We start from the raw sequence: 22,102 nt of genomic DNA on the forward strand, positions 1-22,102 counted from the left end.
TTCACCTAACCTTAGTAAGTCCGCGCTTTCGGCGGGAATGCTTCGCGCAGCTTAGGCTGCATGTTAACTTCGCGCTTCACAATAGATTCATCTTGTGGGCGATACACGGTATGTACCAACCAGTTGTCATCATCGCGATCTGGGAAGTCAGCACGGCTGTGCGCGCCACGGCTTTCCGTACGGAAGTTAGCTGCTACTGCGGTTGAATAGGCAGTTTCCATTAAGTTATCCAACTCCAAGCACTCAATGCGCTGGGTGTTGAATTCTTTACTGGTATCGTCAAGACGTGCATTTTTCAGACGCTCACGAATCTGCTTCAATTCTTCTAAGCCTTCAGCCATCGCTTTACCTTCGCGGAATACCGAGAAGTTTAACTGCATGCAACGCTGCAAATCTTTCTTAATTTGAACCGGGTCTTCGCCATCTTTGTTGTTTTCCCAACGACGAACTCGTGCCAACGCAGCATCGATATCATCCTGACGAGCTTCTTTCGCATCGCCCAATGATGCCATTGCTTCGGCCAAATGTAAGCCCGTTGCACGACCAAATACCACTAAGTCTAACAACGAGTTACCACCAAGACGGTTAGCACCATGTACTGATACGCACGCAATCTCACCACAGGCAAATAAGCCATGAATTGGTGTAGCGTTACCTTGGTCGTCGATCTGTAATGCTTGACCGTTAACATCGGTAGGAATACCGCCCATCATGTAATGACAGGTTGGGATAACTGGAATCGGCTCTTCGGCAGGATCAACGTGAGCAAAGGTTTTAGCCAAATCACAAACGCCTGGTAAACGGCTTTCTAAAACATCACGACCTAAGTGGTCTAGTTTCAGTTTCAAGTGTGGCCCTAATGGACCATCGCAACCACGGCCTTCACGAATTTCCGTCATCATTGAACGAGCTACCACGTCACGCGATGCTAAATCTTTAGCATTCGGAGCATAACGCTCCATAAAGCGCTCGCCATCTTTGTTCAACAAGTAACCACCTTCACCACGGCAACCTTCCGTTACTAGGGTACCGGCACCGGCAATGCCCGTTGGGTGGAACTGCCACATTTCCATATCTTGCACTGGTACGCCAGCGCGTAATGCCATACCTACACCGTCACCGGTATTGATGTGAGCATTGGTGGTTGATGCGTAAATACGACCCGCACCACCCGTTGCTAACACCACAGCTTTAGCTTTAACGTAGAAGATTTCGCCAGTTTCGATGTTCAGGGTGGTCACCCCAACAATGGCACCGTCTTCGTTTTTAACTAAATCTAGTGCATACCACTCAGAAAAAACGGTGGTTTTATTTTTGACGTTTTGCTGATAGAGCAAATGCAATAAGGCGTGACCGGTACGGTCGGCAGCAGCTGCTGTACGCGCGGCTTGCTCGCCACCAAAGGCTTTTGATTGACCACCGAATGGACGCTGATAAACTTTACCGTTCTCGAAACGCGAGAAAGGCAAGCCCATGTTTTCTAGTTCCAAAATGGCTTCTGGACCTGTTTTACACATGTATTCGATAGCGTCTTGGTCACCAATGTAGTCTGACCCTTTCACGGTATCAAACATGTGCCATTCCCAATTATCTTCATGCGCGTTTCCTAACGCTACGGTGATACCGCCTTGCGCTGAAACTGTATGCGAACGAGTTGGGAATACTTTAGACATCAAGGCACAGGTCATGCCCGCTTGAGAAATTTGTAAAGCAGCGCGCATACCAGCGCCGCCAGCGCCGATTACTACGGCATCAAATTCGAGTGTTTGTACGCTCACTTAGACACCCTCCACTGGCCACACTACCAATAAACCGGCTAACCAGTAAACGATAAGTGCAACACATACCACATATTGAAGAAAAGCTCGTAAGCCGGTGTTTTTAACGTAGTCAGTTAAAACTTGGAAGATCCCAATCCAGCCGTGGATTAACACCGCGGTTAAGGCCAACATGGTAAAGATTTTCATACCTAAGTTAGCGAATAAGTTAGTCCAAGTTGCATACGTTAACGTGTCGGCTGACACCAGGAAGCTCACCATAAAGATGGTGTACAACGCCATGATGATGGCGGATGCACGAATTAAAATAAAATCGTGGCTGCCCGAACGGCCGAAGGTTGAAGCTGCCTTTACCATAACCACACCCCTACCAGTACTGAAACAAGGATTGCTAAAACGAATACGGCTTGTGCACTGATACGGCCTGAATCCAGCTCTTCCCAGTGACCAAGGTCCATAACCATATGACGTACACCTGCTAACAAGTGATACCCCAAGGCGGTTAAAATACCCCAAGCAATAAACTTAGCAACGAAGCCGGTAAGCAGGTCTTGCACGAGCGCAAAGCCTTCAGCTGATTGCAATGATGTAGCTAGCGCCCAGACCAAAAAGCCAACACCGCCTAGCATGATAACACCAGACACGCGATGGAGAATGGAACTGATTGCCGCAGCAGGAAATCTAATAGTACTTAGTTCTAAATTTACAGGTCTTTGTTTTTTCACGATTGTTGTGCCTTACAGAAAAGCATTGATAACATGCTCGGAACTTCAAACATCCTCATAATCGAGCATTGACTAGAGGACCCTGTGAGATCGCCGCCAAAGTATATAAGCCATAACACTTAATTACAATTATCAAACAGCGGCTTTCTGCTTAAAAACGCAAATTAATTCAGATTCGATCAAGACAATAAAATCCAGCACTAAATGACAATCCGACCTTAGTAGTATACCGCTCGCACAGGGATGAGCGTATAACAGCAGTTGGATTTTTTTGTCATCGTTTGGCTGATCCCAGTTGACGCTCTTGCCAACTGCAAGCAAACGAACAAACCCGGTGCATCGATCACCGCTAGCACCGAAAAAGTTAATGGGCGATAATCTAACTGTCACACAGTTGCGTAATCATACTCGGTTGTGTTGCCTAGCAAGACACTCAGTGTTGACCTAAATCAATACAAAGATGTGGTTCAAACAACTGTTTGAATTGACACGAAGGGTTAAGATCTAGTAAATTCTATCGCCCTTTTTAGTGATGAAGCAGACTTAAACAAGGAGATTTCCTTATGGCTGATCGTAAAGCCACCCTGCAGATTGACGGCCAATCCATTGAATTGCCAGTTTTATCTGGTACAGCCGGCTATGATGTAATTGACGTGCGTACTTTAGGCAAGCATGGTTTTTTCACCTTCGACCCGGGCTTCCTAGCAACAGGATCTTGTGAATCAAAGATCACCTACATTGATGGTGAGCAAGGCATTCTTCTGCATCGCGGATATCCTATTGATCAGCTAGCGACTCAAGCGGACTATCTCGAAGTGTGTTACATGTTGCTGCACGGTGAAGCACCAACACGTGAAGAATATGATGCGTTTAAGCAAACCATCACCAAGCACACCATGGTTCACCAAGGTTTGCATAATTTCTTTAACGGCTTCCGTCGTGATGCGCACCCTATGGCTATGCTATGTGCCGTTACCGGAGCTTTATCTTCGTTTTATCATGCTGATCTCGATATTCACGACGAGCAAGCGCGCTTACGTAGTGGCTATCGCTTGGTCGCTAAAATGCCAACGATTGCTGCGATGGCCTATAAATTTAGCATCGGCCAACCGTTCGTGTACCCTCGTAACGACCTGAGCTATGCTGAAAACTTCTTGAATATGATGTTCTCAGTACCGGCTGAAGATTACAAAATCAGCCCGACCATCGCCAAAGCTATGGATCGCATTTTCACTTTGCATGCGGACCATGAACAAAACGCTTCAACCTCAACCGTACGTTTAGCCGGCTCTTCAGGCGCTAACCCGTACGCTTGTATTGCCGCGGGTGTCGCATCTTTGTGGGGACCAGCTCATGGTGGTGCCAACGAAGCTTGCTTGCGCATGTTGAGTGAGATTGGTTCTGTTGAGAACATTCCTAAGTACGTTGAAAAAGCCAAAGATAAGAACGACCCATTCCGTCTGATGGGCTTTGGTCACCGCGTTTACAAAAACTTTGACCCACGTGCTACCGTGATGCGTGAAAGTGCCCACGAAGTACTCAAAGAGTTAAACATCCAAGATCCATTGTTAGACGTCGCTATGGAACTTGAGCGTATTGCTCTTGAAGACCCGTACTTTGTTGAGAAGAAACTGTACCCGAACGTAGACTTCTACTCAGGTATCATCCTGAAAGCTATTGGTATTCCAACCAATATGTTTACGGTTATTTTTGCCCTATCGCGTACTGTCGGTTGGATTTCACACTGGCATGAAATGATGGGTGAAGCTAATCAGAAGATTGGACGTCCACGTCAATTATATACAGGTTCAGCACAACGCGATTTTAAACCACTGAAACGCTAACATCGCAGTGGAACTCGCCATTTTTTAGTGAAAAGCACTCTTAGGAGTGCTTTTTTTTGTTTTCTCCTCAATAAACCTTTTCTGTCTCGTCTCCATCTAAAACATCAAGGCACCTGTATAAGACCTTTAAAACAAAGGGTTAAGCCACTTTTTTAGACACTAGCGAAAAAATTGGCACGTTCTATGCATCTGTCTTCGTACCTGGTCGTTACACCAACGTCTACTGACCAAAAACCAGTAACTAATAACAACGAGCGATTACCGCATTCAATCGGGACAAGATGATGAACACCTACAGACCTACTAATCGATTTGCCACAGTAGCCTTGCTGTCACTGCTAGCACTACCTATCAGTGCCTGTAGCGATGCCGGCGCTAACAACGAAAGCGCTGCGGAGTTACAACAAGCTCACGTAGCACGTATTCCAGTTGCCACTCAGACGGTTACGGCTGGAGAAATAACCTCAAGTTTTAAATCGACAGCAACCCTTGAAGCGCGCGATGAAGCTGATGTCACCAGTAAAGCAACGGGCATTATTGAAACTATTTTGGTTGAAGAAGGTGATTATGTTGAAGCCGGGCAACTACTCGCTCACATGCGTGACGATGAATATCGAATTCAGGTAGCCCAAGCTCGCGCCGAGCTAAACTCCATCAAACAAGAATTAAAACGCGTAAAGGATATGGCTGAGCGCGACATGATCAGCGCCGATGCGTATGACAAACTGCGCTTTCAAGCCGAGATATTACAAGCTAAATACGACATGGCAGCATTAAATCTCGCAGAAACCGAGATTCGAGCACCTATCAGTGGCTACATTGCTTTTCGTTACGTTAAACCCGGCAACCTAGTACGTCAATACGAACAACAAAAGCTCTTTCACATTGTTGCTGCAGATGTTCTGCAAGGCAATGTTTACCTACCAGAACGTGAATTACAACGAGTGAAAGTTGGGCAAACAGCACAACTACAATTGACCGCCTTAAATAATCAAAAAATCACCGCGACTGTAGCTCGAATTAGTCCCATCGTTGATACGCTATCAGGCACCTTTAAAGCGGTCTTACATGTCGATAATCAGGATAACCTGTTAAAGCCAGGCATGTTTGCCCATGTTAATCTCAATTATGCAACGCGGCAAAACACCGTGACTGTGCCTCGTTATGCGGTACAAAGCTTGGATAATCAACATAGTGTGTTTACCGTGGATACGGATGGCATTGCTCATAAAGTTGATGTACAAATTGGTTTTGAAGATGAAACTCACTTTGAAATCACCCACGGCTTGGAGGTAGGCGAAGCCATTGTAATCAGTGGTCAAGCTAACCTAAAAGATGCCGCCTTAGTGGAAGTGATTCGGAGCGAGCAACAATCATGAGTCTTGTTAAACTTGCGGTAAAACGTCCTGTTACTATGACCATGCTGACCCTAGCGGTGATGCTATTTGGCTTAGTGTCGCTGGGACGAATTCCAGTCACCTTATTACCAGATTTATCCTATCCAACGTTAACTGTCCGCACCGACTACCCCGGCGGAGCACCTAGTGAAGTTGAGCAATTGGTGAGTAAACCGATTGAAGAAACCCTTGGCACGGTCAAGGGAATCCGCCGAATTGAGTCCATCTCGCGAGCCGGTCAAAGTGATGTTTTGCTTGAGTTTAGTTGGGGCACCGACATGGAAATGGCGAGTCTTGATGTACGCGAAAAGCTTGACTGGGTCGATTTACCACTCGATTTAGACAAACCAGTATTGTTGCGCTTCAACCCAAGTGAAGAGCCCGTTTATCGTCTAGCTTTGAGTCGCACTGCTGATGAACCCAGCATATCTGCATTAAAGCAGCTGCGCACCTATGCTGAAGAAGATTTAAAGCGTCAATTAGAGGGCATTGAAGGTGTTGCATCGGTACGCCTAGGTGGCGGTTTAGAAGATGAAATACAGGTGCTTGTGAACGAGCGACAAGCCGCCGCCATGCAGATCCCGATGACATTGATCACACAACGCTTAAGAGAAGAAAATATCAACTTATCGGGAGGCCGGATCGAAGCCGACCGGGCCGAATATTTAGTACGCACTTTGAATCAATTCAGAAGCTTAGATGATATTCGCTCTATTTACCTAACCACCCGCAATAACCGCCCTATTCTCCTCAAGGATGTTGCGCTGGTTGAGAACAGCTACCAAGAGCGTGACGCCATCAGCCGAGTTGCTGGCCAGGAAGCAGTTGAAGTGTCGCTGTATAAAGAAGGCGATGCTAATACTGTTCAAGTATCAAAGGCCATTCAGGCTCACCTACAACAGCTTAAAGAAGCTAAATTAATCCCCGAGCAATACAGCATTAAGCCCATCTATGATCAAGCCGTGTTTATCAGCGCCGCCATTACAGAAGTTCAAACTGCCGCAGTGTTTGGTGGTTTACTCGCGATGGTTATTATTTATCTCTTTCTGCAGCGGGTTTGGCCAACCATTGTCCTTAGTTTAGCCATTCCCATCTCTATTATTGCCACCTTTAATTTACTCTATGGATATCAAGTATCACTGAACATGATGTCCTTAGGTGGTATTGCCCTGGCGGTTGGGATGTTAGTAGATAACGCCATTGTGGTGCTGGAAAACATTGCTCGTCACCAACAAAACACCGATATGGAAACTGCTGCAGAGACAGGTACACAAGAAGTTGCAGGTGCCATAGTGGCGTCCACCTTAACCACCATGGCGGTATTTTTCCCGCTGGTATTCGTTGAAGGCATTGCCGGCCAACTATTTCGTGATCAAGCTCTCACGGTGACATTCTCGTTGGCTGCATCGTTATTGGTAGCATTGACTCTAATCCCCATGTTATCAAGCCGCAACCGAGCAGCAACCAACCTCAAGACGGAGCCTTTTGTCTATGCAACGGGCTGGCGCTTTTGGCTCAAAACACCCATATATTTATTGTTCCGCTGGGTCCCCTTAGCCTTAATCACCATAGCTGTTGTTTTTGCACGGGCTATCGCCAAAATGTTTAAGGTTATCACCACCCCCTTACTCCAATTATTCAATGCTAGCTATCGAGCACTTGAAAGTAGCTATCAAAAACTTCTTGGGCTAGCTTTAAAGCGCACAGGCATCACCTTAGGCCTAATTCTTGTCAGCGCCGGTGCTTGCTACACCCTTATACCTAGCTTACCCGTGGCATTATTACCGAAAATGGCACAAGGTGAGTTCTTTGTTGAAGTTGAATTACCACCCGGAGCAACCATTTATGAAACCGACAAGGTTCTAGTACAGCTTGGCCAAGTGATTGCCAGCTCCACAGCGCTCAATAGCAAGGTTGACCGTTACTACAGTATTGCCGGTACAGGGAGCCTACTCAATGCTGCTCCCGGACAAAGTGGCAATCAGTGGGGGCGACTTAATGTGGTTATGGCTGACCAACATGTTGGTGACACAGACCAAGTGCAGCAGCAATTACGCCAAGCAATTCAAGCCATGCCTGGGGTGATGGCTAAATTCGGTACACCTGAGTTGTTTAGCTTCGCAAGCCCCATCACTATTGAGTTTGTCGGTTACGACTTAGCTTTGTTACAGCAAGCCGCGCAACAATTCGGGAGCCGTTTAGAGCAGCATCCTCAATTTACTGATATCCGAGTCAACATGACCGATGGTCAACCAGAACTTGCGATCTATTTTGACCATGCCAAGCTCAGCCAATACGGCCTAACCAGCGCCGAAGTGTCAGAATTACTAGCGACCAAAATCGGTGGACGGGTGGCCAGTCAGTTTAGCTTGGATGATCGTAAAATTGATATCTTAGTGCGCAGCCAATCCGCCGATCGTAATTCGATGCAAGATTTGCAGCAACTCATCATCAATCCCGGCGCCGAGCGTGAAACTACCTTACAAGCCGTGGCCGAAATTGTTCCAGTAGTAGGTCCGAGCGAGATCACCCGCATTGGTCAGCAACGCACGGCACTGGTTGAAGCCAATCTAAACGGTGGCGACCTTGGCAGTGCTGTCGCCCAAGCACAGCAACTGTTGAGTAACTCACAACTGCCGCCCACCATTACGGCTCGCGTTGCCGGACAAAACGAGGACATGCAACGCTCCTTTACCTCATTACAATTCGCTTTAGTGCTAGCGGTATTCTTGGTGTATTTAGTGATGGCCTCGCAGTTTGAGTCATTATTACACCCATTGTTTATCTTATTCACTGTACCACTCGCTGGCGCAGGCTCAGTACTTGGCTTATATATGATGGGAACCGAATTAAGTATCCTTGTTTTTATTGGCTTAATCATGCTTGCCGGTATTGTGGTCAACAATGCGATTGTCTTGGTTGACCGTATCAACCAGTTACGTGCTGCTGGTGTGCCCCATTATGAAGCTGTATATACGGCTGCACTGCAACGTCTTCGCCCTATTCTGATGACCATGCTCACCACAGTATTGGGGTTACTCCCCTTGGCTCTGGGATTAGGTGAAGGCGCCGAGATTCGTGCACCCATGGCGATTAGTGTCATAGCCGGCTTGCTATTTTCAACGCTTCTAACTCTGCTATTTATTCCCTGCCTCTATCTCCTTGTTGAGCGCAAATCAGTGCCAGCGGAGGCTAACTTATGACTGCCGCCCAACTAGGTTCAGCACTAGCTCGTTGGGCGCTGCGGCGCCCCGTTACCACCTGTATGATCTTTCTATCCATGCTACTTCTTGGTGCGATAAGCTCACGCCTGTTACCCTTGGAAAAATTTCCTGGCATCGAAATACCCGAAGTGGTGGTGCAAGTGGCGTATCCTAACTCTACCCCAGCAGAGGTCGAACGATTAATCACTCGTCCGCTCGAGGAGGCATTGGCAACGCTCAGCAATGTCAGTCGCATGCGCTCAACGTCGACGTCGGACAACGCCCAAATTTTATTGCAGTTTGAATGGGGGCAAGACCTTCGTACTAAAAGTATTGAGGCGCGCGAAAAAGTCGACGCCATCAAGCATCTGTTTCCCGCAGACGTTGACCGGGTGGTGGTGTTCCAATTCAATACTGAAGATATGCCAGTATTTCAGTTGCGTATCAGCAGTCACCGCGACCTCTCCAACGCTTACGATCTGCTTGACCGTAGCCTACGAAAGCCTATCGAGCGGGTGGATGGGGTATCGCGCGTCACTCTCTATGGGGTTGATCCACAGCAGCTTGTTATTCGCTTGAAGCAGTCATCATTACTGGCTCATCAACTTGATCCAGCAGAAATTACAGCAGCCTTGCAACGGGCTAACTTCTCGCTCACTGCTGGCTTTATCGAAACTGACCACCAACGCATTTTGGTCAATCCAGTTGGCGAATTTCAGACCGAATACGATATCGGCAATTTCCCGATTCGGCCAGGATTAAAGCTTCGTGATATCGCTGAAATAGGTCGCGAAATGCCTCGTAAAGTGGATGGTCGTCATCTTGACCAACGTTATGCTATTGGCATGGAGGTCTTTAAAGAATCCAATGCCAATTTAGTTGAAGTATCGGCCCGCGTGATGAAGGTTGTTAATGAGATTCGCCAAGACCCCCAATTTAATGGCATTAACCTGTTTGTCATGGACGACACCGCAAAAGGTGTCACGACCTCGTTAAGCGATTTAGTGAGTGCTGGCCTACTTGGCGCCTTTTTGTCATTACTGGTGCTCTACGCGTTTTTACGTCATCTCTTAACTACCCTGGTGGTGGTCTTGAGTGTGCCTATTGCCATCTGTATTGCATTAGGCGGTATGTATTTTCTAGGTTATTCACTCAACGTTCTGTCTTTGATGGGGCTTATGTTAGCCGTAGGGATGCTCGTCGATAACGCCGTGGTCATCACCGAAAGCATTCAGCATGAACACGAACAGGGAGCTGATGCCGAGCAAGCCACCATCAATGGCGTCGGACAAGTGTCCTTAGCTGTGGTGGCTGGCACACTTACCACCGCTATTGTGTTTTTACCCAATATCTTTGGCAAAAAAACCGATATCACCATTTTTCTAGAGCACACGGCTATTGCGATTTGTCTATCGCTGCTGGCTTCATTATTACTTTCGCAAACGCTCGTGCCGTTAATGATTACCAAGTTGCGGCGCTTTAGTCGTAACAAAGTAAAACCTCACCAGCCACCGCGACGGTACCGCCAAGCACTTGAGTGGAGTTGGCGTCACCCGATCTGGACCGGGTTATTGGCAGTCTTATTACTCGTGAGTGTGTTGATTCCGTTTGCAGGTGTCAGTGGTGATGAAGGACCTCAAGGTTTTAATGACCGTTTGTTTATTAATTACAATCTCCATACTCAGTATAGTCTTAGCGAAGTTGAAGACGAAGTATCGCAATTAGAAAGCTATCTTTATGCTCATCAAAATGATTTTGATATTGATGCAGTCTACAGTTATTACACCCCTGATTACGCTGTCTCTACGTTGTTATTAAAAGAAAATCGGGACGAAAAGCTGGTTGACTTAATGGCACGAATTCGTCAAGACATGCCGAAATTACTGCGCAGCGAACCAACCTTCGGTTTTGGTGGTGGTCGCGATGGGGTACGCGTTACCTTAAGCGGACAATCCACCGAGATACTACAACGATTAGCCGCCGATATGGTTCCAAAACTGCGAGCTATTGAGGGGTTAACTGATGTGCAAACGGAACTTGAAACCGGCCAATTTGAATTGATGATTACCATCGATCGCGAGCGGGTACATCATTTAGGATTAAGCTCTGCTGAGGTTGCTAGGACAGTCGCAACAGCCCTCCGTGGACAACGTCTACGCTCCTATCGGGGCGATCCTAATGGCGAAATTGATATGCGTGTGGCCTTTGACAAAGAACTCGAGCATTCGCTACCGGCGCTTTACAACCTGCCGATCTTACAAACCGAGAATAAGATTATCACCTTGCAAGATATAGCAACCTTGGTGAAGCAGCCACGACTTGGTCAAATTCGTCGTACCGATCGCCGCACGTCATTAACGATTGATGCAAACCTAACCGACCTTACCACCAACGAAGCACGTGATGAAATCACGGCGGCTCTGAGTCAGTTGCAGTTACCGCAGGGTTATTTGTGGAGTTTAGATGGTAGCTTTGAACGGCAACGTGAAAACGAAAGCGTTATGCTGGTGAATACCCTACTTGCCGTAGCTCTGATCTACATTGTTATGGCTGCGTTGTTCGAGTCAATCCTGCTCCCGACAGCGGTCATAACCTCGCTCTTATTCTCTATTGTTGGAGTGTTTTGGGCGCTACTCATCACCGGAGAGTCGATTTCCGTGATGGCCATGATCGGGATTTTGATCCTGATGGGAATTGTGGTGAATAATGGCATTGTCTTAGTCGACCGCATCAACCAATTACTGGCTAGCGGAGCAAGCCTGCAAGAAGCCATCATTGAGGGAAGTGTCAGCCGCTTGCGGCCCATATTAATGACGGTTTCAACCACGGTATTAGGTTTGTTGCCGTTAGCCTTCGGCACCACTCAAATTGGTGGCGATGGTCCTCCTTATGCACCTATGGCGATCGCCATCATCGGTGGTTTGGTCTTCTCGACTCTCACTAGTTTGTTCTTGGTACCTTACGCCTATGCACGTTTGATAGGTATGCGAGCGCGCTGGCAACGTTTGTGCCAGCATGCGCAGATAAAAGTTAGTCAGTTACTTCCTGATTAGCTCGTGCTAAGTCGGCTGGTGTATCAATACCAGCCGGCGGCGACGCAATGGCTTCCGCAACATGAATGCGTTCACCGTACCAAAGCACTCGTAATTGCTCTAACGACTCGATTTGTTCAAGCGGGCTTGGCTCCCACTCAACATAACGCCAAACAAAGCCTGCCCGGTAGGCATAAATGCCAATATGGCGACGATAGTCAGCAAGCTCACCTAAGCGTGCGCGGCATAAGCCATCGCGCTCGTATGGAATTGGTGCCCGACTGAAGTACAAAGCATAACCGTTCACATCAGTGACCACCTTTACTGCATGAGGGCTGGTAACTTCTTCCAAGTTATGAATAGGCACGGCTAAGGTCGCCATCTGTGCTTGCTTTTGGTTGGCTAAATTGTCTGCTACTTGGCGGATTATCTCAGGCGGTATAAAAGGCTCATCACCTTGCACATTAACCACCACATGATCATCCGCAATCGCTAAATATTCGATCACTTCAGCAATGCGCTCAGTGCCCGAATTGTGGGCACTTGAGGTTAACATAGCGCGACCACCAAACGCTTCAACCGCATCCACAATACGTTGATCATCGGTGGCAACAATCACTTCCGCAGCACCGGCTGCTGCAGCGCGCTCATATACCCGCTGAATCATCAATTTATTACCAATCATCGCCAACGGCTTACCCGGTAACCTAGTGGAGGCGTACCGCGCCGGAATAATCACTGTAAAGCTCATGAGGGAAGTTGCTCCAAATCAGTCGCTGTTAATTCGCGTGCTGCGGTCGTCAACAGCATGGGAATATTGTTACGAATAGGAAATGCTAATTTATCACCACGGCAAATCAATTCTTGGCTTGGCGCATGCCAAACCAAGCGCCCCTTACACAAGGGGCAAGCCAAGATTGCTAATGTCTTATCATCTACAGCCATTCTCTACTCCTCAAAAACCTACAAACTATCCATTCGCTTCCGTTGATATGGCGACTTGCTGTTGAGCTGCTAGAGGCGCTAGCAGCTGCTGCAATTGCAGCCAGAACTCGTGTTCGAACTTCGCTTGTACCGGCAAATAATACCAATTCTCGGTGGCGAAAGAGCGACATTTAGCGGCATCCTTTTCCGTCATTAAAACCGTATGGTTAGCTGGCATGGACGCAAAATCGCTAGCTTGATAAGCATAATGATCGGCAAAAGGATAGCAAGCTGCAGGCTCGATACGAAGCTGCCTTAAGGTGGTAAAAAAGCGTTGCGGATGACCAATACCAGCAACAGCCACGTAAGGTGGCGGCGGTAATGGCATCGGCTGCTGAGTCGCTACTTGATGCCAGATACCAGCTTGTAAGGAAAACGGCCACCCCCAACAATGTTCACCCGTGCCATTCTGCACCACTAAATCTACTTGCTGTAAGCGGTGCTGTGGCTCCCGTAACGGCCCCATGGGTAAGCGCCAACCATTACCAAGGCCGCGCTCAGCATCAATCACAGCCAGTTCAAGATCACGAGCTAAGGCGTAATGCTGCAAGCCATCATCGCTGACGATAAGATTAATCTGGGGATGCTGTTGAAGTAACAGCTTGATACTCTGCTCACGGTTGCTGCCAACGGCTACCGGTACCTGGCAGCGCTGCGCTAACAACCAAGGCTCATCACCACTATTGCGAGCATTGATAGCGGGGTCAATATTGCTATCCAGCAATAAGGGAAACGGCCCTTGTCCGCCGTAACCGCGTGAAATGATCGCGGGCTGCCAGCCTTGGTCTTTTAGCCAGGCAATTAGCGCTTGGGTGACGGGCGTTTTACCCGTGCCGCCGACACTAATATTACCTACCACAATGACAGGAACTGGCGCTCGATAAGCGCGCTTTAAGCCAATTTTATAGCTCCATCGGCGCAGGTTACTGAGAAGCACAAATAAGGCCTGTAACGGCAGCAGCAAAACGAGCCACCAAGTTAAGCGGGGCCGGTACCAGGCCCGCTGCAACGCCATTACAACTCGCCTCCATTAAACTGCAGGCTGTGCAATTGATAATAAGCGCCTTGACGTTCAATAAGCTCGGCATGGCTGCCACGCTCTAGAACTTTGCCGTCTTCCATCACTAAAATCTCATCGGCATTTTCGATGGTTGATAGCCGATGTGCAATCACGATCGAGGTACGATTCTGCTGTAACCGGCTCAGTGCTTTTTGGATGTGTCGTTCTGATTCGGTATCTAACGCCGATGTCGCTTCATCTAAAATTAAAATCGGCGCATCACGCAACAAAGCGCGGGCTATAGCGATCCGTTGACGCTGACCACCAGATAACATCACGCCATTCTCACCAACCATGGTATCTAACCCAAGTGGCAAGTTATCCGTAAATTCGGTGATAAAGGCTTGTTCTGCTACTTCGCGGATACGTTCTGGGGTTACCTCACTACGCGCACCATAGGCAATGTTATTGGCGATGGTATCGTTAAACAAAGTCACATGCTGAGATACCAACGCAAACTGACGCCGCAAACATTTGAGTTTGTAGTCGTAAATATCCACGCCATCGAGCAAGATCCTACCCCCTTGCGGGGTATAGAAACGTGTCAGCAAGTTCGAGATGGTCGACTTACCACTGCCCGAACGCCCTACCAGGGCCAAGGTTTTACCCGCCGTCACTTCAAAGCTAACGTGATCCAAGGCCGGCGCATCGCTATCGCCATATGCAAACTGTACATCGTCAAAACGAATATTGCCTTGCGCTCGCTCTATCACCAACTTGCCGGTATCTTGCTCTGGACGCTCATCTAATACTTCAAAGATACTCTGCGCCGCAGCAATGCCTCGTTGAAAATCACTATTGACAGTGGTTAATTGTTTGAGCGGACGCAGTAGCATGATCATCGACGTTAACAAAGTAGTAAAGGCACCTGCCGAGAGCTCTGTGAGCATCTCTGGAAAGCTGGCCAACACCAACACCATCGACAAACTAAAAGAGGCGATCAGCTGAATCACCGAGGTGCTTAGAGATTGCGAGGTGATCAGCTTCATATTTTGATTACGAGTGACATTATTAATATCACTGAAGCGTTTAGATTCGCGTTTTTGGCCTTCGTACATCACCACCACTTTATGCCCATTTAGCATCTGTTCTGCCGTGGTGGTGACATTGCCCATCGCCGTTTGAATACGGCGCGATACTTGCCGAAAACGTTTAGAAACCACGGACACCACTTTAGCAATAAGCGGTCCTACCACCAAAAACACTAAACTAAGCTGCCAGCTATGATAAAACATCAAGCTCAACAAGCCGATCACAAAGGCTCCATCACGGATCAAGACAAGCACCGCACGGCTACTAGCCTCAGCGACTTGTTGTGACGTGTAAGTAATTTTGGACAGCAGTTCGCCGGTTGAGTGGTTGTCGTGAAAGCTAACGGGTAACTTCACCATATGGTCAAACAGCTGTTGTCGCATGGTTGTCACAACCCGAAAACCAACCCAATTCAGGAAGTAGGTCGAAATAAAGTTAAATAAGCCACGACCTATAAAAACCAAAGGTACAAAAATTGCACCGTAAAGCAAAATTTTAGGGTTATGCTCGGTTAAACCATCATCAATCAGGGTTTCTATCTGGGAGAAGAAAAAAGTATCAACTGCCGCGTAACCTAACATGCCAAAAATCGACAGTGCAAAGGCTGCACGATAAGGTTTTATGTACGCTAACAAGCGCTTAAAAGTGCGCTGTTTAACAGCGTCTGGGATAGTTTCTGTGCTCATGTAATATACAGTTTAGCCATCATTTAGCCATAGATTAGCGCCATTCTAACCGTTTTACCTAGTAACTGGCTAGTTGTCTGCGTCAAACCATGGCCTGACAGCTGCGGCATAGGGCTGTTGTACATACCACTGCTGACTATCTGCATAGATGCTTATCTGCCCACCCATGGCCGTATCTAGCAACGGGATCTGTAACTGCTGCAACCGCTCTTTTACCGCTGGGCTAACCATCCCATAGGCGTTATTTCGACCTCTACTGGCTATACTGATACTTGGTTTAACCGCCTGCAAAAAGTAGCTCTCACTGGAGCTATTGCTGCCATGATGGGCCAACACCAGTACCTCGGCTTCTACTGGTGCTAGCTGGGCTAGCAATTGGCGTTCGGCACGGGTGGAGATATCCCCTGGGAGTAACATCTGTAAAGCGCCGTATGATATTTTCAACACGCAGGACTGATCGTTGTGTTGATTATCCGACAGCTGGCGCGGGTGCAGTACTTGCCAATGCACACCACGCCAATGGCCCTGTTGGCCAGCCACACAAGCACTGCCTTCATTGCTGCCGAACCAACGCACCTGCGGATAACGAGCTTTGACCGTAGCGCTGCCGCCGCGATGATCACTATCCGTGTGGCTGATAAAAGCCAGTTCGGGGGTTAATCTACGCTGCTGTAAAAAAGGCAGTAGCACCCGCTCTGCCATATCACCACCACTAGGCCAGCGCGCGCCCACGTCAACCAAGAGCGCAAAACCTTGGCGTTCGATAACCACGGCGCTGCCTTGCTCTACATCCAACACATGCACCCACAAATGCTGTTGGTACTGCACCAACTGCTGTTGGATAGCTAACACCAATAGCAGTGCGGCTAGACTGGTTAAACGCCAATACCAAGCTAACGGTAAAAACCAACAGACTAACCCCACTAACAAGAGTTCCAGGGGTGCGGAATGTTCGGCTGCTAACCATTGCCATGGTTGCTGTGCTAGCCACAGAAGTACCGGTTCAACCAGCTCTATCGGCCACTGCGCAATTCGCAACAGCAACTCGCTCAGCCAACTAAGTTGTAGCAACATCGCCAACAGAGCCAGTAAAGCTAACGGTAACACCCACAAGGAGAACACAGGCACCAAAAGTAAGTTTGTTACTGGAGCTAATAGCGGCAAACCACCAAACCAGACCAAAGTAAGCGGCCAGAGTAACAAGGTTAACACCCACTCTAACCGCCAGAGCATTCTTATTGCCCGACCTTTACCTTGAGCCGGCAGCCAGCGCCACTGCATGAATAGAATACTCGCAACGGCCAGCACCGATAACCAAAAGCCAGGCTGCAACGGTGCTAATGGCTCCACCAAACATACCAGCGCCACCGCGCGCAGCAGCACTCGCGAGGGCGGCGTGTAAAGGCCTGCTTGTTTGTGTAATAACACCACCAGCAACATCGCAAAGGCGCGCGTAGTAGCGGTAGCAAACCCCGCCAAATAGGCATAGCCCAACGCCACTAATAAGGCCAACCAAGCACTCGGTAACACTAAGCTCAAGCGTTCACGCCTACTGCGCTGCTGCCCCAGCCGCCGCCCCAGTTGCTTGGCACTAAGCAGCACAAATCCGGCAACTAAACTTAGATGTAATCCTGAGATAGCAATCAGGTGCGCTAACCCGGTGCGCTGATAAGCCTGCCACTGTTCGATAGGAATAAGTTGCCGCTCGCCTACCAACAATGCAGCCAAAATGCCCCCTTGGCTTAACTGTAACTGTGCGATTCGATTAAAGAGGCGTTGTCGTAAATTTGCTCTACCAGCTACATAGTGGCCTTGCTTGATGCTGCCAAGCGCCACAATACCATGGCTCAGTAAATAACGATGGTAAAGAAAACCACCTTCATTGCGAACTCCTTGCGGAGCTCTCAGCTTGACTTGCAATTGCCAAGTTTCTCCAGCTTGAGGCAGACGCTCTGCAGTAGGTTCATACCAATTCAAACGCACTTTTACACTCGGTTGTAGCCAGCCTGATGGTACTGCTTCACCATCAATCGCGGTCAGGGTTCCAGCCAAACGCCAATAATCCTCAGCATGTTGTGGGAGCTCTTCAATCACTAAGTTTATGGTTACATGTTGCCCCTGCCACTTTGGGGGTATTTGCCAGTTTTGACTGAAATAGGCATTGCCAGAGCCCCATCCAATACCGCACAATAGGCACCCTAACAAGATGCTATGCCGGCGCTGTGCAGGCCAATAGAATGTAGCCACTACGACTAAAGTTGAGGCTAATAACCATTGCCAGAATGCTATCGGTTTGCCTAAAGTAAAGCTTATCGCAAACCCAAACAGCCCGGCGCACAACCACCTATCCATGGATGTTGTACCTTAGTTGGTGATCCAACAGGTCTGAACGAGAAAAAATGCCGAAGAAATTTATTCAACGCATCATGCCAAGCCATGAGTCTATTCGGAATAGTCGTAGCTTGAAGATATTTGGAAGTCTGCTGCATGATGCCAACCTCTGGCACTTAAACCGACGCTCCGCCGCCGGGGCTTTTGCAGTGGGCTTATTCTTTGCCTTTATCCCGGTGCCGTTTCAAATGCTGCTAGCTGCTGCTGCGGCCATTCCATTGCGAGTTAATTTACCACTTTCAGTAGCTTTGGTGTGGGTGTCGAATCCAATCACCATGCCGGTGCTGTTTTACTTTTGCTACTTGCTTGGGGCTTGGATTTTGGATCAAGGCAATCAGCCTTTTGCGTTTGAATTGTCCTGGGGTTGGCTGGCGCAAAGCATAGGAACTATTGGCCCGGCCTTTTTGTTGGGCTGCTTTATTGTGGCTGTGCTGGTCAGTATTATCGGTTATATTAGTATCAGTTTGCTTTGGCGACAGTCCGTGGTAAATGCGTGGCGCGCTCGTGCTGCACGCATGTTAGCAACAGCCAAAGAGCGAGCAATTGAGCATTTACCGCACGCACAGCGTCCCCATGAGCGCACGCACAAACAAGACAAACAGGATAATTCCAACGCTCCTGATTAACTTGTTTGACTTAGCGCGAAGACTAAGTTGCGCTAATAGCTTTAACGATGTCTGTACGCGATGCTTGCCAAGCCGGATAAAGCGTTGCTAAACCACTCATCAGCAAAGCAACCAAGGCCACGAGGGCAATATCTATCCCTTGCAGTTGCACTGGAATACTAGTGACAAAATAAACGTCACTTGCCAGCAAGGTATCCCCCGTTAGCTGCTGAAACCACTGCAATAAGTAGGGTAATGAGCTCGTCAGTACAACCCCAGCCAGCACGCCTAAGCTAACCCCCAACACCCCATTTTGCAGGCCTTGCCAAATGAATACCTGCATGATGCGCACGCGGCGCAATCCCATGGTCCGTAAAATACCTATGTGGCGCTGTTTTTCTTGCACCGTCATCACCAGAGTTGAGACGATATTAAAGCAGGCCACCGCTAACACTAACACCAACACCAAATACATCACCAAGCGCACCAATTGAATATCGCGATACAAATGCCCTTGCGAGCGCATCCAGTGGTCAAGATACACATAATCGTCAATCTGATAGCCTAACTGCGTGGCGATTTGCTGCACCGCAAAAATATCCGTAACCGTTAACTCAACCGCTTGTGCCCCCTCACTGAAGCCCATCAGGGCTTGCGCAGTGGTTAAATCAACATAGGCGTATTGGTGATCCACTTGGCCACCGAAGGTAAAAGTACCCACCACGGTTAAAGCTTGGCGTTTAGGCTGTTTGAAACTGCCCTGCTGAGCCACCATCAAGGCTAATTTATCGCCCGTTTGGACGCCTAAGCGAGCTGCTAGTTGACTACCTAATACGACACCACGAGGTTGTTGTTGTAATTGTTGCCAGGTTGCAGCTGGCATGTAATCCGCAATGGCATGGGGCTGTTCCGTAGCGATACCTTCTAGTTGCACGCCGACAAACTCGGTGCCTTGCTGGATCAATGCTTGGCTACGAATAACGGCTCGCGCACTTGCTACCTGAGGGTGAGCTAGCGCTAAATCAATAATCCCCTGAGGGTCTTTAAGCTGGCCCTTAACCGCACTAAATTCAACTTGCGGTACCAAGCTCAAAAAACGCTTCTGTAACACCTCTTCAAAGCCGTTCATCACGCTTAGACCAGTGATAAACACCATACAGCCAAGGGCTATCCCTAACGTCGAAGACGCCGAGATAAAACTAACAAAACCACTGCGCTCACGCTTACCACGAAAACGTCGCGCCAATAACCAAGCTAACTGCCAAGCTCGCATCAGTTTGTCTCTCGCTGCGCTGCAGCATAAGCGCTAGCCGTGACCAATTTACCATGCTGCAAATGGAGAGTGCGTGGCAGTTGTGCCGCTAAACTTTGATCATGTGTGACCAACACAAAAGCCGTTGCCAGCTCTTTATTAAGCTGTTGTAGCAAAGCAAAAACACTCGCTGCAGTAGCATCATCCAAATTACCTGTGGGCTCATCAGCGAGAACTAATTGGGGGCGATTCACCAGCGCCCGCGCGATGGCTACCCGCTGGCGTTCACCGCCCGATAGCTCGCTAGGACGATGGCGTGCACGGGCCTGCAGCCCTACTCGTTCGAGCAATTCTGCGGCCTGTTTGAGTGCCTCGGCACGTTTCACCCCAGCAATAAACAGTGGCATCGCCACATTTTCTTGGGCATTAAACTCTGGCAACAAATGATGAAACTGGTAAATAAAGCCCAATTGCTGATTGCGCCAATCGGCTAGTTGCGCACTCGACCACTGCTGAATGGCTTGGTTTTTATAGAGGATCTCGCCCGAACTCACTTGATCGAGGCCGCCCATACAATGCAATAAGGTAGATTTACCAGAGCCTGAGCTACCCACAATGGCCAGCATATCACCGGCAGCTATCTTTAAGTCTACCTCTTGCAACACCTGTAATTGCCGGTCTCCATCTTGATAATGGCGACTTACTTGACGGCATTCCATTAACATCTGTACTTCCTCTCTAAGCGCCGCAGCTGCGGTATCGGCTTGGTTATTCATAGGTTAACGCCCGTGCTGGTTGAGTTTGGCTAGCGCGCCAAGCTGGATATAACGTTGCTAACAAGGTCAATAACAACGCAGCCAGCACTATCGTGACAATTTGCTCCGGTTGCATTAGCACAGGTAAGCCGGCTTGCCCGGTAAAACTCAAATCTACCTGTAATAAACTCAACACTTGGTTTAAATTACCAGCCAGCAATACCCCCGCTGTAAGCCCCAGCAGGCTGCCAATCACGCCATTGGTAAGGCCCTGCATAAGGAACATCTGATAGATACCACTTTTGCGCATGCCCATGGTTTGCAGAATGGCAATATCGGTCTGCTTATCTTGAATGAGCATCATCAGCGCTGACACAATATTAAACGCAGCCACGGCGATAATCAGCCCAAGCATCAAGCCGACCATGCGTTTTTCCATGTTTACGGCATCAAACAGTTCACCGTATTGAGAGCGCCAGCTTCGCACATTAAAGTCAGGCCCCAACTGCTGCTGCAAGTATTCGGCAGCGTTAATCGCCTGAAACGGATCGGTGAAATAATAACGCACATTAGATACCTGTGAATCAGGTAAACGCAGTAGCCGTGCGGCATCGCTACCGTGCATCACCAGTAGCTGACCATCGGCTTCTGATTGCATGGCTACAATGCCAACAATGGTAAATTGCCGTTGCGCTGGCATTAAGCCTAGGGGCGTATATACCCCACCCGCCGCTGCAATCACGCGGATACTATCACCGGGCCAGACATCCAATTGTTGCGCTAAGGCTTGACCAATCAGAACGCCATAACTGCCTGCTTGCAAGCGTTCTATCTCGCCGAACTGTAGGTGCTGTTGCAGCGGTTGCCATTGCACGGCGGCGCCATCCACCTCAGGAAATAACCCTTGAATAAGCACCGGACGCAGTTGACCGCCACTTTGCACCACCCCAGCACTACTTACCTGAGGCACTTTCGCGCGCTCGCCCGGTAGTGTTGGCAATTGCCGAATAAAAGCATCGGTTGCGGAGAGGCCGGCAGTATTAGCACTGCTCACTGTGAGTTGCGGCACCACACCTAAAATACGTTGTTTCAGTTGCTGTTCAAAACCATTCATGACCGAGCTCACCACGATGAGTGCCGCGACGCCCACGACAATCCCGGCAAACGCAAACCGATTAATAAAACGGGTGAACTTACTGCCGTGCTTGGCACGACTATAACGAAGCCCAAGGTATATTGCTGCTGACTGGCCCATGCATGTTCCTAAAAATTAACGCGATGCAAGCATAAAGAAAACTCGCCACTGATCCAAGCGGCAAGTTCAGGTATACTTCATCACAACCTATATTGTTGGCTAT

Annotated in this window: 15 protein-coding genes and 1 pseudogene; 5 read left to right on the plus strand and 11 right to left on the minus strand. The window is 48.6% G+C overall.

The window, feature by feature from the left end; genetic code table 11:
• Positions 1–11: 11 nt before the first annotated feature.
• The 3 genes from sdhA to sdhC are packed head-to-tail and all read right to left on the minus strand — an operon-like array spanning position 12 to position 2,503.
• A complete protein-coding gene (gene sdhA, locus AB8S08_RS07830; RefSeq protein WP_369742413.1) occupies positions 12–1,778 on the minus strand; it encodes a succinate dehydrogenase flavoprotein subunit in 1,767 nt (588 codons plus the stop codon).
• Entirely contained in the window at positions 1,779–2,135 is a 357-nt protein-coding gene (sdhD, locus tag AB8S08_RS07835) for a succinate dehydrogenase, hydrophobic membrane anchor protein (RefSeq protein WP_110075341.1), read from the minus strand. It abuts the gene before it with no gap.
• Positions 2,129–2,503 carry a succinate dehydrogenase, cytochrome b556 subunit gene (sdhC, locus tag AB8S08_RS07840; protein WP_110075342.1) on the minus strand — a complete coding sequence of 125 codons (375 nt, stop codon included), beginning with the start codon at positions 2,501–2,503 and terminating at the stop codon, positions 2,129–2,131. The genes sdhD and sdhC overlap by 7 nt, the downstream gene beginning before the upstream one ends.
• A gap of 563 nt (positions 2,504–3,066) precedes the next feature.
• Here sdhC and AB8S08_RS07845 point away from each other — a divergent pair.
• The 4 genes from AB8S08_RS07845 to AB8S08_RS07860 all read left to right on the plus strand — a co-directional run bounded on the left by AB8S08_RS07845 (position 3,067) and on the right by AB8S08_RS07860 (position 12,000).
• On the plus strand, positions 3,067–4,347 hold the full coding sequence (locus tag AB8S08_RS07845) for a citrate synthase (protein ID WP_110075343.1): 1,281 nt from the start codon (positions 3,067–3,069) through the stop codon (positions 4,345–4,347).
• A gap of 281 nt (positions 4,348–4,628) precedes the next feature.
• On the plus strand, positions 4,629–5,726 hold the full coding sequence (locus AB8S08_RS07850; protein ID WP_369742414.1) for an efflux RND transporter periplasmic adaptor subunit: 1,098 nt from the start codon (positions 4,629–4,631) through the stop codon (positions 5,724–5,726).
• Positions 5,723–8,947, plus strand: a complete 3,225-nt coding sequence (locus AB8S08_RS07855; protein WP_369742415.1) for an efflux RND transporter permease subunit — start codon at positions 5,723–5,725, stop codon at positions 8,945–8,947. Before AB8S08_RS07850 ends, AB8S08_RS07855 begins: the two co-directional genes overlap by 4 nt.
• Positions 8,944–12,000: an efflux RND transporter permease subunit gene (locus AB8S08_RS07860; protein WP_369742417.1), complete on the plus strand. Its 3,057-nt coding sequence runs from the start codon at positions 8,944–8,946 to the stop codon at positions 11,998–12,000. Before AB8S08_RS07855 ends, AB8S08_RS07860 begins: the two co-directional genes overlap by 4 nt.
• Here AB8S08_RS07860 and kdsB read toward each other — a convergent pair.
• The 5 genes from kdsB to AB8S08_RS07885 all read right to left on the minus strand — a co-directional run bounded on the left by kdsB (position 11,978) and on the right by AB8S08_RS07885 (position 18,093).
• Complete coding sequence (gene kdsB / locus AB8S08_RS07865; RefSeq protein ID WP_369742418.1) at positions 11,978–12,730, minus strand: 3-deoxy-manno-octulosonate cytidylyltransferase; 753 nt, start codon at positions 12,728–12,730, stop codon at positions 11,978–11,980. The two genes, AB8S08_RS07860 and kdsB, sit on opposite strands and share 23 nt — an antisense overlap.
• Positions 12,727–12,924, minus strand: a complete 198-nt coding sequence (locus AB8S08_RS07870; RefSeq protein WP_369742419.1) for a Trm112 family protein — start codon at positions 12,922–12,924, stop codon at positions 12,727–12,729. The genes kdsB and AB8S08_RS07870 overlap by 4 nt, the downstream gene beginning before the upstream one ends.
• A 25-nt stretch (positions 12,925–12,949) precedes the next feature.
• The gene (gene lpxK / locus AB8S08_RS07875) at positions 12,950–13,978 is read right to left on the minus strand and encodes a tetraacyldisaccharide 4'-kinase (RefSeq protein WP_369742420.1); all 1,029 of its coding nucleotides are present in this window, start codon (positions 13,976–13,978) and stop codon (positions 12,950–12,952) included.
• Positions 13,978–15,741 (minus strand): lipid A export permease/ATP-binding protein MsbA, encoded by a 1,764-nt coding sequence (msbA, locus tag AB8S08_RS07880; RefSeq protein ID WP_369742421.1) that lies wholly within the window; start codon positions 15,739–15,741, stop codon positions 13,978–13,980. The genes lpxK and msbA overlap by 1 nt, the downstream gene beginning before the upstream one ends.
• Before the next feature lie 69 nt (positions 15,742–15,810).
• Entirely contained in the window at positions 15,811–18,093 is a 2,283-nt protein-coding gene (locus tag AB8S08_RS07885; protein ID WP_369742422.1) for a DNA internalization-related competence protein ComEC/Rec2, read from the minus strand.
• 47 nt (positions 18,094–18,140) lie between these two features.
• Between AB8S08_RS07885 and AB8S08_RS07890 the strand changes: the two are divergent.
• A pseudogene (locus tag AB8S08_RS07890) lies at positions 18,141–18,638 on the plus strand (DUF2062 domain-containing protein); the annotation flags it as partial.
• A 142-nt stretch (positions 18,639–18,780) separates the two neighbouring features.
• Here the strand turns inward: AB8S08_RS07890 and AB8S08_RS07895 are convergent.
• Genes AB8S08_RS07895 through AB8S08_RS07905 form a run of 3 tightly spaced genes read right to left on the minus strand, consistent with a single transcriptional unit; the run spans position 18,781 to position 21,999 of the window.
• Entirely contained in the window at positions 18,781–20,010 is a 1,230-nt protein-coding gene (locus tag AB8S08_RS07895) for a lipoprotein-releasing ABC transporter permease subunit (protein WP_369742423.1), read from the minus strand.
• Positions 20,010–20,765, minus strand: a complete 756-nt coding sequence (gene lolD / locus AB8S08_RS07900; protein ID WP_369742424.1) for a lipoprotein-releasing ABC transporter ATP-binding protein LolD — start codon at positions 20,763–20,765, stop codon at positions 20,010–20,012. The genes AB8S08_RS07895 and lolD overlap by 1 nt, the downstream gene beginning before the upstream one ends.
• Positions 20,758–21,999, minus strand: coding sequence for a lipoprotein-releasing ABC transporter permease subunit (locus AB8S08_RS07905; RefSeq protein WP_369742425.1), 1,242 nt, complete (start codon positions 21,997–21,999; stop codon positions 20,758–20,760). The genes lolD and AB8S08_RS07905 overlap by 8 nt, the downstream gene beginning before the upstream one ends.
• Positions 22,000–22,102: the final 103 nt, after the last annotated feature.

Origin of the sequence: Pseudidiomarina sp. PP-1MA, from assembly GCF_041200125.1 — a bacterium.
In the GTDB taxonomy this organism is placed as follows: domain Bacteria; phylum Pseudomonadota; class Gammaproteobacteria; order Enterobacterales; family Alteromonadaceae; genus Pseudidiomarina; species Pseudidiomarina fusca.

Bases quoted from the DNA above. Each gene is read 5' to 3' on its own strand.
- sdhD (WP_110075341.1), bottom strand. From the start codon at position 2,135: ATGGTAAAGGCAGCTTCAACCTTCGGCCGTTCGGGCAGCCACGATTTT.
- AB8S08_RS07845 (WP_110075343.1), top strand. From the start codon at position 3,067: ATGGCTGATCGTAAAGCCACCCTGCAGATTGACGGCCAATCCATTGAA.
- AB8S08_RS07850 (WP_369742414.1), top strand. From the start codon at position 4,629: ATGATGAACACCTACAGACCTACTAATCGATTTGCCACAGTAGCCTTG.
- AB8S08_RS07855 (WP_369742415.1), top strand. From the start codon at position 5,723: ATGAGTCTTGTTAAACTTGCGGTAAAACGTCCTGTTACTATGACCATG.
- AB8S08_RS07860 (WP_369742417.1), top strand. From the start codon at position 8,944: ATGACTGCCGCCCAACTAGGTTCAGCACTAGCTCGTTGGGCGCTGCGG.
- kdsB (WP_369742418.1), bottom strand. From the start codon at position 12,730: ATGAGCTTTACAGTGATTATTCCGGCGCGGTACGCCTCCACTAGGTTA.
- AB8S08_RS07870 (WP_369742419.1), bottom strand. From the start codon at position 12,924: ATGGCTGTAGATGATAAGACATTAGCAATCTTGGCTTGCCCCTTGTGT.
- lpxK (WP_369742420.1), bottom strand. From the start codon at position 13,978: ATGGCGTTGCAGCGGGCCTGGTACCGGCCCCGCTTAACTTGGTGGCTC.
- msbA (WP_369742421.1), bottom strand. From the start codon at position 15,741: ATGAGCACAGAAACTATCCCAGACGCTGTTAAACAGCGCACTTTTAAG.
- AB8S08_RS07885 (WP_369742422.1), bottom strand. From the start codon at position 18,093: ATGGATAGGTGGTTGTGCGCCGGGCTGTTTGGGTTTGCGATAAGCTTT.
- AB8S08_RS07895 (WP_369742423.1), bottom strand. From the start codon at position 20,010: ATGCGAGCTTGGCAGTTAGCTTGGTTATTGGCGCGACGTTTTCGTGGT.
- lolD (WP_369742424.1), bottom strand. From the start codon at position 20,765: ATGAATAACCAAGCCGATACCGCAGCTGCGGCGCTTAGAGAGGAAGTA.
- AB8S08_RS07905 (WP_369742425.1), bottom strand. From the start codon at position 21,999: ATGGGCCAGTCAGCAGCAATATACCTTGGGCTTCGTTATAGTCGTGCC.